Raw genomic sequence first — 15,736 nt, 5'->3', positions numbered from 1 at the left:
CACATTAAAAACTAGAACAACAATGAGTACAAAAAATATAATTGATCCCGCAAATCTGATTTATGCTAAACCAGAATTGATGAACGACAATACAATGCACTATTGTCCGGGATGTTCGCACGGTGTGGTTCATAAAATCATTGCCGAACTGATCGAAGAGATGGGTCTACGCGAAAAGACAATCGGTATTGCACCCGTAGGATGTGCCGTATTTGCATACAACTATCTGGATATCGACTGGCAGGAAGCTGCTCACGGACGTGCTCCGGCGTTAGCAACGGCTACGAAACGTTTACTTCCCGATCATTTGGTATTCACATACCAAGGTGATGGCGACTTGGCTGCAATCGGTACTGCCGAGACAATACATGCTGCCAATCGTGGAGAAAATATCACAATCGTATTTATCAACAACGGTATCTATGGTATGACCGGAGGACAAATGGCTCCTACAACCCTCAACCATATGGTTACGGCTACCACTCCTAACGGACGTGATATACACTTGAACGGGTATCCGTTGAAGATTACCGATCTTCTTGCTCAACTTCCGGGCGTTTGTCTTGCTACACGTCAGAGCGTGCACACAGCAGCTGCAGTGAAAAAGACAAAACGCATGATCAAAAAAGCATTCGAAAACTCGATGGAAAACAAAGGAACATCTATCGTCGAAGTAGTATCTACTTGTAGCTCGGGCTGGAAAATGACTCCTGCTCAATCTAACGATTGGATGGTAGAAAATATGTTCCCTGCATATCCGCTAGGTGATCTCAAAAACATTTAAAAAAGGAAGAAGATATGATAAAAGAAATTATTATAGCCGGATTCGGAGGGCAAGGCGTATTATCGATGGGTAAAATCCTTGCATATTCGGGATTGATGGAAGGTAGAGAAGTATCTTGGTTCCCGTCTTATGGTCCTGAGCAACGCGGCGGTACAGCCAACGTAACCGTTATATTGAGCGACAAACCAATCAGTTCGCCAATTGTGAGCGAATATGATATAGCTATCATTTTGAATCAGCAATCATTAGATAAATTCGAACCTATGGTAAAACCCGGAGGAATTTTACTATACGATCCGAATGGAGTAAATCATCCGCCTACACGTAAAGATATCTACGTATATCGTGTTGACGCAATGAATAAAGCTACCGAAATGCAGAATTCGAAGATATTCAATATGATCGTTCTTGGAGGATTACTGAAAGCTGATCCGATAGTAGAAGTAAAAGGTGTAATGGAAGGATTGAAAAAATCGCTACCTGAACGTCATCATAAACTATTACCTATGAACGAAAAGGCTATCTTGACAGGAATAGAAATAGTAGAACAAATAAGTGCCCCGGCATAAATAAGCATAGGTGTACAACAAAAAAAGTTGCTGAAATTTCAGCAACTTTTTTTATATCTGATTCTAAAATCGATCTTTCTTATCTGATACGATCCAATGATTTTACAAGCTTCTCGTCGGCCTTAATTTTTTGTATTGCCAACAAATTTAATACAAGTGCAACCAAAGGCAGAAATACTCCGTAATTCACTCCTTCAAGACTCAATCCCAGACCATTGCTATATACATAGTAGTATGTAAACAATGTTACATAAAAGAAGAGAATCAGAAATGTTGTGAACATCGCTACACGAACCTGAAGTTTGCGTTTCTTGAATAAGAAAATATCGATCAAAGCCACTAACGCACCCAAGCCTGCCATCGATAGGATTCCCCATGTAGCTTTCAGCAATTTACCGCCTTCGAATATACCTTTCGAGCACATATCGAATACACTACCCTCGGCATTTGATAGAACTATCAGAGGCGTGAAAGCCGCTGCAGTCATCAATAATACTACGAGTAGTAAATAAACTGTTTGTATGCGTTGTAACATTTAGAAATTGTCTTTGTCTTTGTTCGGATTTCTGTAGTAAAGCTTTCTTTCTTCGTACTCTTGTACGGCAATAAGTGACGGTTTTGGAAGTTTTTCGTAATAACGAGAGATTTCGATTTGTTCTCTGTTTTCGAATACTTCTTCAAGATTGTCTGAGTACGATGCAAACTCTTGTAATTTTTTATCCAAATCGTGTTTCATCTCAACCGAGATTTGGTTTGCACGTTTTGAAATGATGCGAACAGTTTCGTAGATATTGCCAGTATCTTCCGATAAGGTCATAATATCGCGTGTTACTGTGTTGCTAGGCGCATTCGATTTTCTGTAATCCATACTTTATTTTGAATTGATTTATAGTATTTATTTCTATTTTATTTAACCTCTTCTACTGTTTCTTCAGTACTATTTGTAGTATCTAGTCCTAAAGCTTTTGTAGCTTTATTGTATAATTTTGTACTCTCTGAAACATATTTACCTTCGGGAAACATATTCATATAGTTGAAATGTTCGTCAATCACCTCACGCCAGCGAGTCGGTTTTTTCTCGGCCACACTATAATTGGCTTCTTCGGCTTTAGCACGAACAATCAGAATCTGAAATTCCTCGGCAAATGATGAGAATGAGTAGTTTTTCAATGCTTCACGCGATGTTACTACACAAGCCTCGTAATTATTTCCGGCATACATTCCCAGATTGTAATACAAGCGAGCAGCTAAAAGCTCCTTTTCTGCTAGTTTCTCCTGCAAGGCAAACATCAAGTCTTGAGCTTGAGGTACTTTATCGCTTTGAGGGAAGTTTTCAAGAAATTCCTGAAATCCTTGTATTGCTTTTATTGTGTTAGTTTGATCTAAACGCACATCAGGCGAATCAAGATATAATGCGTAAGGTGCATTAAATCGCGCTAATTCGGCATATTCTCCTCTCGGAAATTTATTGTAGTATTGGCGGAAGTATGCTGTTGCAGTCTCGTAATCTTTATCGTAGAGATAAGATTGAGCCAAAAGGAACAATATTTCTTGTTCCTGTGCATAACCAACATAACTAGTCATCACACTTTCGAGAAGTGTAATTGTTCTACCGTATTTCTTCTCTTCGAAATATCTCTTTGCGTACTCGTAACGTACCTCTCTATCAGGGTTTTTAAGTACTCGATTGTACTCTCCGCACGAGGCAAAAAGAATAGCTACTACAAAAATGCACAGAATTTTTATCTTCATTCTTTACCAAATTAGGTTGCAAATTTACACAAAGCTTTTATATTTTGAAAATAAACTTGCCTCTAATCTCATTCTCAAGATGTAAACATTAGCTAAACATTGTTACAACTCTCTTAATTCCGGCTACGAGTATATCGATTTCTTCCTTCGTGTTGTAAAAAGCAAACGATGCACGCACTGTTCCTTCGACACCCATCTCTTCCATCAAAGGCTGTGCACAATGATGTCCCGTACGAACGGCAATGCCCATCTTATCTAGCAACATGCCCATATCGTAATGATGAATATTTTTCACTAGAAACGATACAACCGACGATTTATGCAAAGCTGTTCCGTATATTTTCATACCATCGATTTTCATCAATTCTTCGGTGCAGTATTGCAAAAGTTCGTCTTCGTATTCTTTTATTTTCTGAAGTCCTATCGATTTTACATATTTCAAAGCCTCAGCCAATCCTACGATTCCTACATAATCGGGCGTACCTGCTTCGAATTTGAACGGAAGTTCGTTGAAAGTCGTCTTTTTGAACGAAACATGTCCAATCATCTCACCCCCACCCTGATATGGCGGCATAGCATCCAACCACTTTTTCTTGCCATATAGAACACCTATTCCGGTCGGACCATATACTTTATGTCCCGAAAAAACAAGAAAATCGCAATCCATCTTTTGCACATCAATTTCGATATGCTGAACAGATTGTGCAGCATCTACCAATACGGGTACATCGTGTTGATGCGCTATCTCGATAATTTTCTCTATCGGATTGATTGTTCCCAGCACGTTCGAGACATGAGTTATCGATACCAGACGTGTCTTTGGTGTGATCATTCGCTCCAGTTCATCGATCATCAATTCGCCGCGTTCGTTGATAGGAACTACTTTCAGTACAATACCGCGAATGGCTTCCTGCAATTGCCACGAAACAATATTTGCATGATGTTCCATAGCAGAAATGATAATCTCATCTCCTTCATTGCAAAACTGCTGACAAAAACTGTGAGCCACAAGGTTCATCGATTCGGTAGTACCTTTCGTGAAGATCACTTCTTCGATCGATGCTGCGTTTATAAACTCTTTAACTGTCACACGCCCAGCTTCCATCAGATCGGTAGCACGCTGGCTCAGTGTATGCACTCCCCGATGAACATTTGCATTCGTTTTGTAATACACATCGTCCATCGCTTCAACGACGCAGCGCGGCTTCTGAGAAGTCGCGCCATTATCGAGGTAAACTAGTGGTTTCCCATATATTTCGGTCGAAAGAATGGGAAACTCGTTTCTTATCGTTTTTATGTTCATTGTCTATTTGCAAACTGCACAATTACCGCAGCGAGCTTTTTCTCCTCTAAATCTTTTATCTACTAAATCTTCCAATTTATCTTTCAGTGCCGGAATACGAACATGATCCAAAACATCTGCCGTAAATGCCTGAGTAAGCATCAATTTAGCTTCTTCTTCGGCTATACCGCGCGAACGCATATAGAACAGCGCATCCTCATCCAGCTGACCGGTTGTCAATCCATGCGAACATTTCACATCATCGGCATAAATCTCCAACTGTGGTTTTGAATACATACGTGCATTTGGCGAAGTACAAAGGTTGTTGTTTGTCTGATATGCCATTGTTTTCTGAGCATCTTTTTCGACAACAATACGTCCGCAGAATGCTCCTACTGATTCTTCTTGCAGCACATATTTAAACAACTGTGTACTTTGGCAATGCGGTTTAGCATGATCCATGTATACGAAGTTGTCAACTTTTTGTTGTTCATCTGAAATCACCAACCCGCAGACATAAGCTTCAGCATTTTCGCCATTCAGCGTCACACGATAGTTATTGCGAGTTACTCCCGATTTCAAAGTCAGATTATTAACCAGTACGTTCGACGATTCTTCCTGATCGATAAATGTAGATGCAAAGCGCGTTACTGATGCCGAGTTCTCTTCCAATTCGTAGAAGTCAACCACAGCATTGCGTCCTGCATATATTTCATTTACCTGTGTTACCAGATATTCCATATCATCCATAGCATGGTCGCAAGTGAGTATTCTTGCTTGCGCATTCTCCTCAACTATTACAAGATAACGTCTTGTAACGATCGAGTTCATGGTGCTTTTTAGCACATTCATTACCTGAATAGGTGTTTCAACTACAACATTTTTCGGAACGTATACAACAAATCCGTCCTGAGCATACATTGTATTGAATGCTGCTATGCTGTGATCGTCATCCAAATTGGCTACCTTACCATAATATTTAGCACATACCTCAGGATGTTTTTCAGCAAACTCTTTCAAGCTTCCTACGAAGACTCCTTTCGGATATTCCATCTGCGGAAGATAGTCTGCACTGAACACATCGTTCAGCATATAATATAGGTTAGTACCTAGATTAGGCACATTACATTTGAATGCAAAATAAGGATTACCTTTCAGTGGCAATCTATTAATATTCATACCATAATCGGGCTCGAAAGCAGCCGATATATCGGTATAAAGATAGTCTTCCTCTCTTTTTGTCGGAAAGCCTTTTGCGGAGAACACCTCAAAAGCCTTATCGCGCATTGCGTTCAACACGGGAGCCGATTTCGAATCGATCAATCCTCTGTGTTCAACGAATATTTCTTTGTATTGTTGTTCTACCATTTTATTGAAAATCTTTTATAATCCAATCGTATCCTTTTTCTTCCAGTTCGAGTGCCAATTCTGCTCCTCCGCTTTTCACGATACGTCCTTTGTACAATACGTGTACGAAATCAGGTTTGATATAATCCAACAAGCGTTGATAGTGAGTGATCACAATCGTTGCATTTTCTTTTGTGCGAAGCTTGTTTACTCCTGCTGCAACGATACGCAAAGCGTCGATATCCAGACCTGAGTCTGTCTCATCAAGGATAGCCAATTTCGGCTCGAGCATACCCATTTGGAAAATTTCGTTACGTTTTTTCTCACCTCCCGAGAATCCTTCGTTTACCGAACGGCTTGCTAAATCTTTGTCTAGTTCAACTAACTCACGTTTTTCTTTCATCAATTTCAAGAAATCCGAAGCAGGGATAGGATCTAATCCTTGGTATTTGCGTTTTTCGTTCAATGCTGCACGCATGAAGTTTGTCATGCTCACTCCCGGAATTTCTACCGGATATTGGAAGCTTAGGAACAGACCTTCGTTTGCACGTACTTCAGGATCCATATCTAATAGATCTTTGCCATTGAACAAGACTTGTCCGTCTGTCACTTCGTAGTTAGGATTTCCTACCAACACCGAAGCTAAAGTACTTTTACCGGCACCGTTAGGACCCATTATTGCATGTATTTCGCCTGGATTTACTACCAGATTCAAACCTTTCAGGATTTCTTTTCCTTCTACATTCGCATGTAGATTTTCTATATTTAATAAATTCGCCATTTTTATAGTTTATTTTATTCTTCAAACTCCTCTCCAAAGTGAGGTATATTTATTTTAGCATACAAATTTAATAAATAAAAAAGAAAATAGGCAGTCCGCCACCAGCTATCAGCTATTAATTAAATCTATAATTTATTTGTGACGTTATTTTTACCCCAAACACCAATACAGCTTCACTCTGAATCTCTGTATTACAACAACTCCTACCAGCAAAGAACAATACCAAATTAGAATGGGACAAGCGACTCGGAAAATCAAAAAGATATGCAAAGTGTCATTTTTAACACAATACACAGAACATACAAGAATCTATTTAAGTACTTTTGCGTTCGTTATATAACATAAAGAAAAAAACCTAATGACACAAAGTTTATTTAATCAAACAAAAATTTTATTTTTAGTCTTAGCTACCCTAACTATTTTCGCATCATGCGAAAGCAATGACAACGACAACAGTAGTAATCTAAAAGGACAGATCAAATTTCTGGAAGAAGACGAAGATATAGTTTCTTCCAATTGGGGAGTATACAATGCAGAAGGAGGAATTTTTTCTCTTGGAATTTTAGTAACCAACCCAGAAAATGTACATCTTAGTGCTGTCTACCCGGAATCTAACATTCGCACAGCTCAATTCGAGAACGAACTTAGATATACAAAAAATCCTATCGATTTTATCGCCTCAACTCCTATCCCCTATATAGCTACTCTTCCGGAAGGTGCTGGGATAAACGAATACAATAGCGAATATCAAAAACTTCTTGTATCAGATAATTTTGATCCTATATTAAAAAATAAAGGGATAAAAAATATATTCGGATCATACCATATCGAAAAATACGAACAAATTAAAGATGAATTTTTCGGAAGAAGCGACATCGGAAAATTGTTCATTAAAACAGCATATAACAATACAAGTAAACTAGGAAAAATAAAGGGACGTAAATTCTTACGTAGCATCAGAGAGTTCTATAATATATACACCTCAACTCCTGAAGCCCTCTTCAAAGAAGACAAATACAATCATCCGGAATACTACGAGAAAGGAGAATCTCCCCTACACGCTAAATATATTACTTATGGTAGACTTGTCTGGGCTATTCTCGAAAGCGAATATTCTAACCAAGAACTTAATTTCGCAATGAGTAAAGCTGAAGAATACAATTTTGATCCAATCAAAATCGAAGCAGATTCTTACCTATCAAAAATATTTGAACGAACAGCTATTACAGTTATGTCCTTGGGAAATTCTGATAAACTCTTTTGCCAAGAAGTTACAATTGACGAATTAGGAAAACAACTATCTACTAATTATCCCAAAAGAACACCTTTTGGACAACCAATATTTATAAAATGGCGCTATATTCACAACGATAGTGATTTACACGATATCGAATAAATTACCTTTTTTGAGGTATTGCACAAAAACAAAATAGGCTGTTCGTTGAACAGCCTATTTTTATATCTTAGATATCCAGATTTACCTCTATCGGGCAATGATCCGAGAATAATATTTCTGGCTGAATAGCAGCCCCTTTTAATCGATTCTTAGCAGCCTCGGTCAGCATATGATAGTCGATACGCCAGCCAAGGTTTTTCGCTTTGGCTCCGGCACGGTAACTCCACCAACTGTATTTCTCAGGGCTCTGATCAAATTCACGAAAAGTGTCTACCATACCCGTTGCTACAAACTCGTCGAACCACTGACGTTCTTCGGGTAAGAATCCCGACGATTTGGTATGACGTTCTGGATGATTGATATCAATCGGTTTATGACAAATATTGTAATCGCCACACACTAGGAGTTGTGGTCTTTCTTCGCGAAGTTCGTTTATAAATTGTGTGAAATAATCCAAGAATTCCATTTTGAAATCCTGACGGATATCTCCCATCGTTCCCGATGGTATATAAACCGATGCAATCGAAAAATCGCCATAATCGGCACGAATAAAACGACCTTCATTGTCATAAGTTTCATTTTTCATCCCTTTGACAACCAAGTCGGGCTTTTCTTTCGATAAGATCCCTACTCCGCTATATCCTTTTTTCACTGCAGGATAGAAGTAATAATGATAACCCAAAGACTGAAGAGACAAGAGATCTATCTGGTCTTCTTGCGCTTTTATTTCTTGCAAACAAAGTACATCCGGCGACTCTTTTTCGAGCCAATCGTGCAGACCTTTGCTCACAGCAGCACGAATACCGTTGACATTATATGATATAACTTTCATAAAACCGTTTTTATTATTTTAGGATGTTTTGACCCGACATTTCAATCTTCTTCACTTTCTTAAATAAGTCGGAAGCAAATACAAATTCGTTCAGAGCCTCATTTTCCGAGAATATAATATTATCTTTCGATCCGCTCCATTCCAGATTTCCTTCTTTGATGAAGAAAATACGCTCACCGATATTCATTACTGAGTTCATATCGTGCGTATTGATTACAGTTGTCATCTTATACTCTTCGGTAATGGAATGAATCAACTCATCAATAACAAGCGATGTCTGAGGATCGAGTCCCGAGTTTGGTTCATCACAAAACAAATATTTAGGATTCAATGCAATAGCACGTGCAATAGCTGCACGCTTCATCATACCTCCACTTATCTCGGATGGGTATAGATGCCCGGCATCGCTCAGTTTCACACGATCGAGACAAAACTTAACACGTTTTTCCTGCTCGATCTTTGTCATACTTGAAAACATCAATAACGGGAAACCTACATTTTCGGCAACCGTCATAGAGTCAAATAAAGCTGAACCCTGAAAAATCATACCCATTTCCTGACGAAGAAGATTCAGCTCCTGCTTCGACATCTTAGGTAAGTCGCGTTTATCGTAAAGTATCGATCCTGAAGTAGGTTGCAACAATCCCACCAGATTTTTCAGCAGAACGGTTTTACCCGATCCGCTTCGTCCGATAATCAGATTGGTCTTACCTTCTTCGAAAAGAATATTTATTCCTTTCAATATCTCGCGCTCCTCGAAGCTTTTTCTTAAATCAATTACTTCTATCATCCCATCAACAATTGAGTGAATAACAAGTCGGTAACAAGGATAAGAATACTACTCATCACTACCGAATCGGTACTGGCTTTACCAACATCCAACGATCCTCCGCGAACAAAGTAGCCGTAAAATGCAGCTATGGAAGCTATGATGAATCCGAATATTACACTTTTCATGATGGCATACCAAATGTAGAATGGTTTGAAATCAGTCTGAATACCATATTCATAGTCAACTACTGGCATAATATCTCCAATAACACAGACGGCGTATCCTCCGATGATTCCGAAAAAGATACTCAGAACTACCAATACTGGAACGAATGTCATGAATGCAGTAATCTTAGGAAGGATAATATAGTTTGCAGAGTTTACTCCCATAATTTCCATTGCATCAATCTGCTCGGTGATCTGCATTGTGCCAATTTCGGATGCGATATTCGAACCGATCTTACCGGCCAGTATCAGACACATAATGGTGGATGAGAACTCGAGCAACATAATTTCGCGCGATACATAACCTACCGTAAAGCGAGGCATAAAAGGTGAATCAATATTTAATTTGATCTGCACTACTATAACTGCTCCGATAAAGAACGAAATAATAAGCACAATCCATATCGAGTTCACTCCTAACTTACTCATCTCGGCAAAGAACTGCCGAAAGAATACATTCCACCTCTGAGGTTTGGCAAAAACCTTTCTCATCAGCAAAACATATCTACCTATTTTTTCGAGAATAGATGTTAAGAACATATTTTCCTACTTAATTAAAAAAAGAAGCCCGGAACTAATTATAAAATTTGTATCAAGCTCTATTACCTATTGAATCTGCAAAGATACGATAAAAATCAGAAAACATTAATCGATCATACTTCTTTAAAGGCAATTTATTGATTCAGTCCACTTTCACACAGTATAAAATGGATATATTCTGAATATATACTACTTAATATAGTAAAGGCTGAAAAAACATATGTATAAACACTTTATTAGAAATAATTCATAACACGTTAAACATCTTCATCTGATAATAAACATTAAATCACTATAAATGTGATCTTAAACTATGAAAATTCGAATCATTTTGTATCTTTGTTAAAACTTTCAAAACTCACACAAGCATCTTTATAGATAAAATACGAACACAAGAAAACTGACTTATGCAATCCAAATTTATTACCATTTTCACTTTATTGGCATTTTATTTATTTGCCATAAACTCGAGTATCAGTGCACAAGTGACTTTAGGCACTACAGAAAAACCTATTGAAGGAGCTTTACTTCAACTCAAGAATCTACCTCAAACAGATGACAACAACCTTACAAATGCGACAAAAGGGCTGATGATGCCCCGAGTTCTTCTTACCAAGAAGTACGAGCTTTTACCTATGTTTTCTGACGATCTGGAAAATTACAATACTAACAAGCCTCTTATCGACAAAGAACATACTGGATTATTAGTATACAATACGCAAGCCAATGCAGAAGAAATACTTTGCAAAGGAATGAACGTATGGAATGGTACAGAATGGCAATGTTTGAATAATAAGAGTAGCTACACAATAGATTGTAACTCTGTGAAGCCAAAAGGTGTATACTGGAATGAACAAACTGTCAACCCAAATCAACATTATCTCATAATGGATTTAATCACAAAGGACGACGATGTAGGCAAATTTTATCACATCAAGACAGATGCAGTTGACGGTATCTCTTTTGAAGGAAAAGGACTGATCACCCAAAGCGGTAAACAAACTGTCTATATACCAGCCGAAGGAACTCCAACAAATACTAGAAACAAATACTTTACTATCACAACCAATAGTACAGCCAACCCTACTTGTAGTTTTATATTATACATAGTTATTCCTCAAAAACGAATTTTAAGCTTAGGAACAGGAAACAGAGCTTTACATCAAGATAATGGAGGTGGTACTGGAACTATCTTTAATAATATTCTAAACTTTGGAACTTTAGAAGAAAGCACTTTCCGTGTAGAAACACCTATTATATATGGATTCGACGAATCTCACGTAAGGGTCAATACACTCCAACCATATATTGCTCCTACTGATGGATCTAAGCCCGTTGACATTGTATTTATAACATATAATGCCGACTTGGAAAAAGATGATAACAATGCAGCTGGTAAACTATTGGCCGAATACGTCAGAAAAGGAGGTGTCGTAATCTATAACAACGAACATATGTTCAGCCACAATAGTGGTGCACCTGGAAAATTCATACAAGACTTGTTTGGAGGAGACACTAACGTATGGGGTAAAGAAAACATAACAGACGGAGGTTGTCTGTACAAACTACCTAATTACGATGATATCATATTGAATGGCCCATTCGGTGATGTTAGAGGAATGTATATTGGAGAAGATGGTTGTTGTGGTGATGGATTCGACTATCTGCCTGCATCCGAGATTGAATGGTCATTCTCATCATTCGACCATGGTGGAGCCGGAAAAGGAGGTAGAGAAGATCAAATTTCTGGATTCAAAGCAAAAAACTTCAACTTGTTCTGGTGCGGAGACGGTGGTATAGGTTCTGGAGATGGAGGAAGTAGCTATACTAGTTATCCGGTAGCACTCGATTCAGAATTCAGGCCTATTGATAAGTTATATGGAGCAAAAAGTAGCAATCGCCAATATGTTAAAAATGCACGTCTCGTAGCTAATCTATTCTGTTGGGCATTCCAACAAGCAGAATTCCACGGAATCAATACTCCGACAGAATAAAACCATAAAGATCTATAAAGCAAAAGCAACCATCTTCACAGACGGTTGCTTTTCTTTTAAAACCAAAATTCTAAATAAATTACAAGGTCACACCCGTTTTGAAGATGGCCAATTCTTTGAATCCCGTTTTCTCGTGATTCAATTGTTTACCATCGCATACATCGAGTGTGAAGTTTATAAATTTATCCAACACTTCATCCATCGATTGCCCTTCGAGCAACTGACCTGCATTGAAGTCAATCCAATTAGGCTTAAATTCGTAAAGACGAGTATTGGTCGATATTTTCATCGTGGGTACAAACGATCCGAATGGCGTTCCGCGTCCGGTAGTGAACAGTACAATCTGACAGCCCGACATAGCCAATGCCGATGCAGCAACAAGGTCATTACCCGGAGCATTCAGCAGATTCAAACCATGCTCTTTTACCGGTTCGGCATAATCCAACACGCCTACAACCTCGGCATGACCACCTTTCTGGGTACATCCCAAAGACTTGTCTTCGAGCGTAGTAATACCTCCGGCTTTATTTCCCGGCGACGGATTCTCGTAAATGGGCTGATCATATTTGCGGAAATAGTTCTTGAAATTATTTACTAACAATACTGTATCATTGAATACCTTTTCGTTTTTAGCACGATTCATAAGAATAGTTTCGGCTCCGAACATTTCAGGAACTTCGGTCAGAATAGTTGTTCCACCTTGAGCAATCAACCAATCGGAAAAACGTCCTACAAGCGGATTTGCCGTGATACCCGAAAAGCCATCGCTTCCGCCACACTTCAATCCTACTTTCAGCAACGATAATGGTAGATCTTCGCGACAATCGTTCTTCATATTCTCTGCCAACTCTTTCACCAGATTGAAACCTTCTTCAATCTCGTCACGAACCATTTGACAGACAATAAACCGAGTGCGCTTTTCGTCCCATTTGCCCATTACTTTTTTGAAATCTTCGATCTGATTGTTCTCACAGCCCAGACTCATAACCAGCACACCGCCTGCATTGGGATGGCGCGCTAAAGCCGCCAATGCTTCCTGCGTATTGACATGATCATCGCCCAACTGCGAGCAACCGAAATTATGCGTATAGACACGAATATCATCCACATGCGATAAATCCAGCTCACGTTTAGCACGCTCGATAACCGCCTGAGCCAATCCGTTGACACATCCTACGGTGGGCACAATCCACAATTCGTTGCGGATACCCATCTGTCCGTCATAACGAAGATATCCTTTTACAGTCTTATCACTTTTGGCAATTTCCAACGAAACCTTTTTCGGTTCGTACGAATATTTTAGATTATCGTGCAAATTTGTTTTTACATTCTGCGTATGCACATGCTCGCCCCGGCTGATTGACTGAATGGCATGCCCTATAGGATAGCCGTATTTGACGATATTCTCGTCCACGGCTATATCTGTCAATGCAAACTTATGTCCGGTCGGGATATCCGACTTTATTGTTACAGGTTGACCTTCTATTACGAGCTGATCACCCGTTTTCAGATCGACAACAGCCACGCCAACATTGTCGGCCGGACTGAGGATGATATATTTATTCATTGCGCTAGCTTCTTCTTCAACTGATCTACCATATCGGCATATTCACTCTCTGAAAGATACGTTTTTTGCGGATTCATCGTGAAAGTTGAACCATAATCTGGACCATCAACATATTTCGGAGCCAAATGCATATGCAAGTGCGGCAATTTATCGGAATATGCTCCGTAATTGATCTTTATGGGATTAAACAATTCTTTCATTGCACGAGCTACTTTGTTTACATCTTCCATGAAGGCCAAAAGTTCAGCTCCCTGCAATTCGTATAGTTCAACTGCATGATCTTTATATGCCACGATGCAGCGTCCGCGATATGACTGTTCTTTAAACAAAAATACAGTCGACACGTTCAGATCACAGACTTCGATCATCAGATCTTTCTGAGTCTGGTTTTTATTACAATACAGACAATCGTTATTCATAACTTTGATTCGTATGTTTTATTATTTGATTACTTGTTGTAATGCTTCACGCATACCATTTCGGAGAATCAAATCAACACCTTTTGCTACCTCATCGGCAAAGAAAGGGATTGCTTTCATGTTTACGTTCCACATCGTAGGATGACTTACTATGCCTTCTATCCAGCCTTTGATATCGGCACGGCAGAATGTCGTTTGAATGAATTCGACAAACTCGGGCGTATCGGTCGGAGTAAATTCAACTTCCGATTGTCCGCTATACAGCACCATAAGAGCTGCGAACGAGAAAATTGCCAAATGTGCTTTTTTCCCCAGTTTTTCATAATTATCCAGCACTGTCGGATAGTCGCGTGCTTCCCATTTAGCCAACGAGTTGAGCGATATATCTTTCAGATAATGTTTCAGGAAAGGATTATAAAATCTTTCGACAATAGAAGCAGCAAAGCTGCTCAATTCGGTACGATCGCCGTCTATCACCGGTAATACTTCGGTATCCACCATGCGATTGATGAAAGTTTCTACCTCCGGTGTATTGAATGCATCCATTACCGTAACGCATCCCAATTGCAAACTTACGGGAACCATTGCCGTATGTGCGCCATTCAGAACACGTACTTTCTTAGCACGGAATTCCGTAATATCGTCCATGAACTGTACATTCAGTCCCGGAACTTTATCTAATGGAAGTTTCGATTTTATTTTGTCATCGCCACCGATTGCCCACACGTGGAAGAATTCGCCTTTGACAACTAAATTGTCATTGAAACCGATTTCGGCCTGAACCTCAGCGATATTTTCTTTCGGGAATCCCGGAACAATGCGATCGACCAAAGTATCGTAGAACGAGCATGATGTATTCACCCAATCTACGAAAGCTTGTTCGAGCTTGAAATGAGCTGCATGCTTCAATACATATTCTTTGAGCGTCGAGCCGTTATTTTCGATCAACTCGGTACAGACGATCAACAAACCTTTATCCGATGCTCCTGCGAATTTCTGGAATCGCTGATATAGCAATGCTGTAATTTTAGCAGGAAACGACGCAGGCGGTTCGGCAAAAATATCGTCGCCTTCTTCGTAACGGATACCCGCTTCGGTGGTATTCGAAACGATAATCTCAAGCTCTTCACTCAAAAAGAGTTCCTGACATTTCTGATATTCTTTAGCCGCATTCACCAAAGTCATTACGTTTTTCACAAGCGTAACTTCTTTAATAGGCTTCTTATCTTTTATTCCTTCAAGATAAACATGAAACATGTAATCTTGTTTCTCGTACAACTTCTGAGCTTCATTGTTGCGACTAGTCGACTGTACAATAGCTATACCATGATTCGTCAATCCTGCTTCGTTCGATTTTTCGATCATCCAATCGAAGAAAGCTCTCAGAAAATTGCCAGTCCCGAACTGCAGAATCTTGATCGGCAATTCGGGTCTGTTGGCTGTTGTTTTATTTAGTTCTTGCATTTACTCGTCAAGA

At 39.2% G+C, this 15,736-nt stretch carries 16 protein-coding genes; 4 read left to right on the top strand and 12 right to left on the bottom strand.

What is annotated here, in order from left to right:
- Positions 1 to 22 precede the first annotated feature (22 nt).
- Both C1A06_RS01335 and C1A06_RS01330 read left to right on the top strand, forming a co-directional pair.
- A complete protein-coding gene (locus C1A06_RS01335) occupies positions 23 to 784 on the top strand; it encodes a thiamine pyrophosphate-dependent enzyme (protein WP_101688417.1) in 762 nt (253 codons plus the stop codon).
- A 14-nt stretch (positions 785 to 798) separates the two neighbouring features.
- Entirely contained in the window at positions 799 to 1,353 is a 555-nt protein-coding gene (locus C1A06_RS01330) for a 2-oxoacid:ferredoxin oxidoreductase subunit gamma family protein (RefSeq protein ID WP_101688416.1), read from the top strand.
- 79 nt (positions 1,354 to 1,432) lie between these two features.
- Here the strand turns inward: C1A06_RS01330 and C1A06_RS01325 are convergent, their stop codons facing one another.
- The 6 genes from C1A06_RS01325 to sufC form a co-directional block, all read right to left on the bottom strand.
- Positions 1,433 to 1,888 carry a DUF4293 domain-containing protein gene (locus C1A06_RS01325; protein ID WP_101688415.1) on the bottom strand — a complete coding sequence of 152 codons (456 nt, stop codon included), beginning with the start codon at positions 1,886 to 1,888 and terminating at the stop codon, positions 1,433 to 1,435.
- Complete coding sequence (locus tag C1A06_RS01320) at positions 1,889 to 2,221, bottom strand: DNA-directed RNA polymerase subunit omega (RefSeq protein WP_101688414.1); 333 nt, start codon at positions 2,219 to 2,221, stop codon at positions 1,889 to 1,891. It lies immediately after the preceding gene.
- A gap of 38 nt (positions 2,222 to 2,259) precedes the next feature.
- Positions 2,260 to 3,105, bottom strand: a complete 846-nt coding sequence (locus C1A06_RS01315) for an outer membrane protein assembly factor BamD (protein ID WP_101688413.1) — start codon at positions 3,103 to 3,105, stop codon at positions 2,260 to 2,262.
- An 88-nt stretch (positions 3,106 to 3,193) separates the two neighbouring features.
- The gene (locus tag C1A06_RS01310) at positions 3,194 to 4,408 is read right to left on the bottom strand and encodes an aminotransferase class V-fold PLP-dependent enzyme (RefSeq protein WP_101688412.1); all 1,215 of its coding nucleotides are present in this window, start codon (positions 4,406 to 4,408) and stop codon (positions 3,194 to 3,196) included.
- 3 nt (positions 4,409 to 4,411) lie between these two features.
- Entirely contained in the window at positions 4,412 to 5,755 is a 1,344-nt protein-coding gene (gene sufD / locus C1A06_RS01305) for a Fe-S cluster assembly protein SufD (RefSeq protein WP_101688411.1), read from the bottom strand.
- A gap of 1 nt (position 5,756) precedes the next feature.
- Positions 5,757 to 6,515, bottom strand: coding sequence for a Fe-S cluster assembly ATPase SufC (gene sufC, locus C1A06_RS01300; protein WP_101688410.1), 759 nt, complete (start codon positions 6,513 to 6,515; stop codon positions 5,757 to 5,759).
- A gap of 358 nt (positions 6,516 to 6,873) precedes the next feature.
- On the opposite strand from sufC, the gene C1A06_RS01295 reads away from it, so the two are divergent.
- Entirely contained in the window at positions 6,874 to 7,911 is a 1,038-nt protein-coding gene (locus tag C1A06_RS01295; protein WP_101688409.1) for a hypothetical protein, read from the top strand.
- Between the two features lie 67 nt (positions 7,912 to 7,978).
- On the opposite strand, the gene C1A06_RS01290 is transcribed toward C1A06_RS01295, so the two are convergent.
- Genes C1A06_RS01290 through C1A06_RS01280 form a run of 3 tightly spaced genes read right to left on the bottom strand, consistent with a single transcriptional unit; the run spans position 7,979 to position 10,279 of the window.
- The gene (locus tag C1A06_RS01290) at positions 7,979 to 8,743 is read right to left on the bottom strand and encodes an exodeoxyribonuclease III (RefSeq protein WP_101688408.1); all 765 of its coding nucleotides are present in this window, start codon (positions 8,741 to 8,743) and stop codon (positions 7,979 to 7,981) included.
- A 13-nt stretch (positions 8,744 to 8,756) separates the two neighbouring features.
- The gene (locus C1A06_RS01285) at positions 8,757 to 9,533 is read right to left on the bottom strand and encodes an ABC transporter ATP-binding protein (protein WP_101688407.1); all 777 of its coding nucleotides are present in this window, start codon (positions 9,531 to 9,533) and stop codon (positions 8,757 to 8,759) included.
- Positions 9,530 to 10,279 carry an MlaE family ABC transporter permease gene (locus C1A06_RS01280; RefSeq protein ID WP_101688406.1) on the bottom strand — a complete coding sequence of 250 codons (750 nt, stop codon included), beginning with the start codon at positions 10,277 to 10,279 and terminating at the stop codon, positions 9,530 to 9,532. Before C1A06_RS01280 ends, C1A06_RS01285 begins: the two co-directional genes overlap by 4 nt.
- 407 nt (positions 10,280 to 10,686) lie before the next feature.
- Here C1A06_RS01280 and C1A06_RS01275 point away from each other — a divergent pair, with 407 nt between their 5' ends.
- Positions 10,687 to 12,273, top strand: a complete 1,587-nt coding sequence (locus C1A06_RS01275) for a phage tail-like protein (protein WP_101688405.1) — start codon at positions 10,687 to 10,689, stop codon at positions 12,271 to 12,273.
- 79 nt (positions 12,274 to 12,352) lie between these two features.
- On the opposite strand, the gene C1A06_RS01270 is transcribed toward C1A06_RS01275, so the two are convergent.
- From C1A06_RS01270 to C1A06_RS01260, 3 genes are read right to left on the bottom strand one after another with little or no spacing between them, the layout of a single operon-like run.
- Positions 12,353 to 13,840, bottom strand: coding sequence for a UxaA family hydrolase (locus C1A06_RS01270; RefSeq protein WP_101688404.1), 1,488 nt, complete (start codon positions 13,838 to 13,840; stop codon positions 12,353 to 12,355).
- Positions 13,837 to 14,268 (bottom strand): HIT family protein, encoded by a 432-nt coding sequence (locus C1A06_RS01265; RefSeq protein WP_370738357.1) that lies wholly within the window; start codon positions 14,266 to 14,268, stop codon positions 13,837 to 13,839. The genes C1A06_RS01270 and C1A06_RS01265 overlap by 4 nt, the downstream gene beginning before the upstream one ends.
- 12 nt (positions 14,269 to 14,280) lie before the next feature.
- Positions 14,281 to 15,723, bottom strand: a complete 1,443-nt coding sequence (locus C1A06_RS01260) for a tagaturonate reductase (protein ID WP_101688402.1) — start codon at positions 15,721 to 15,723, stop codon at positions 14,281 to 14,283.
- Positions 15,724 to 15,736 lie beyond the last annotated feature (13 nt).

The sequence above is a fragment of the Dysgonomonas massiliensis genome, assembly GCF_900240225.1.
Lineage (GTDB): Bacteria > Bacteroidota > Bacteroidia > Bacteroidales > Dysgonomonadaceae > Dysgonomonas > Dysgonomonas massiliensis.
This window is presented reverse-complemented; position numbering and strand designations above follow the sequence as displayed.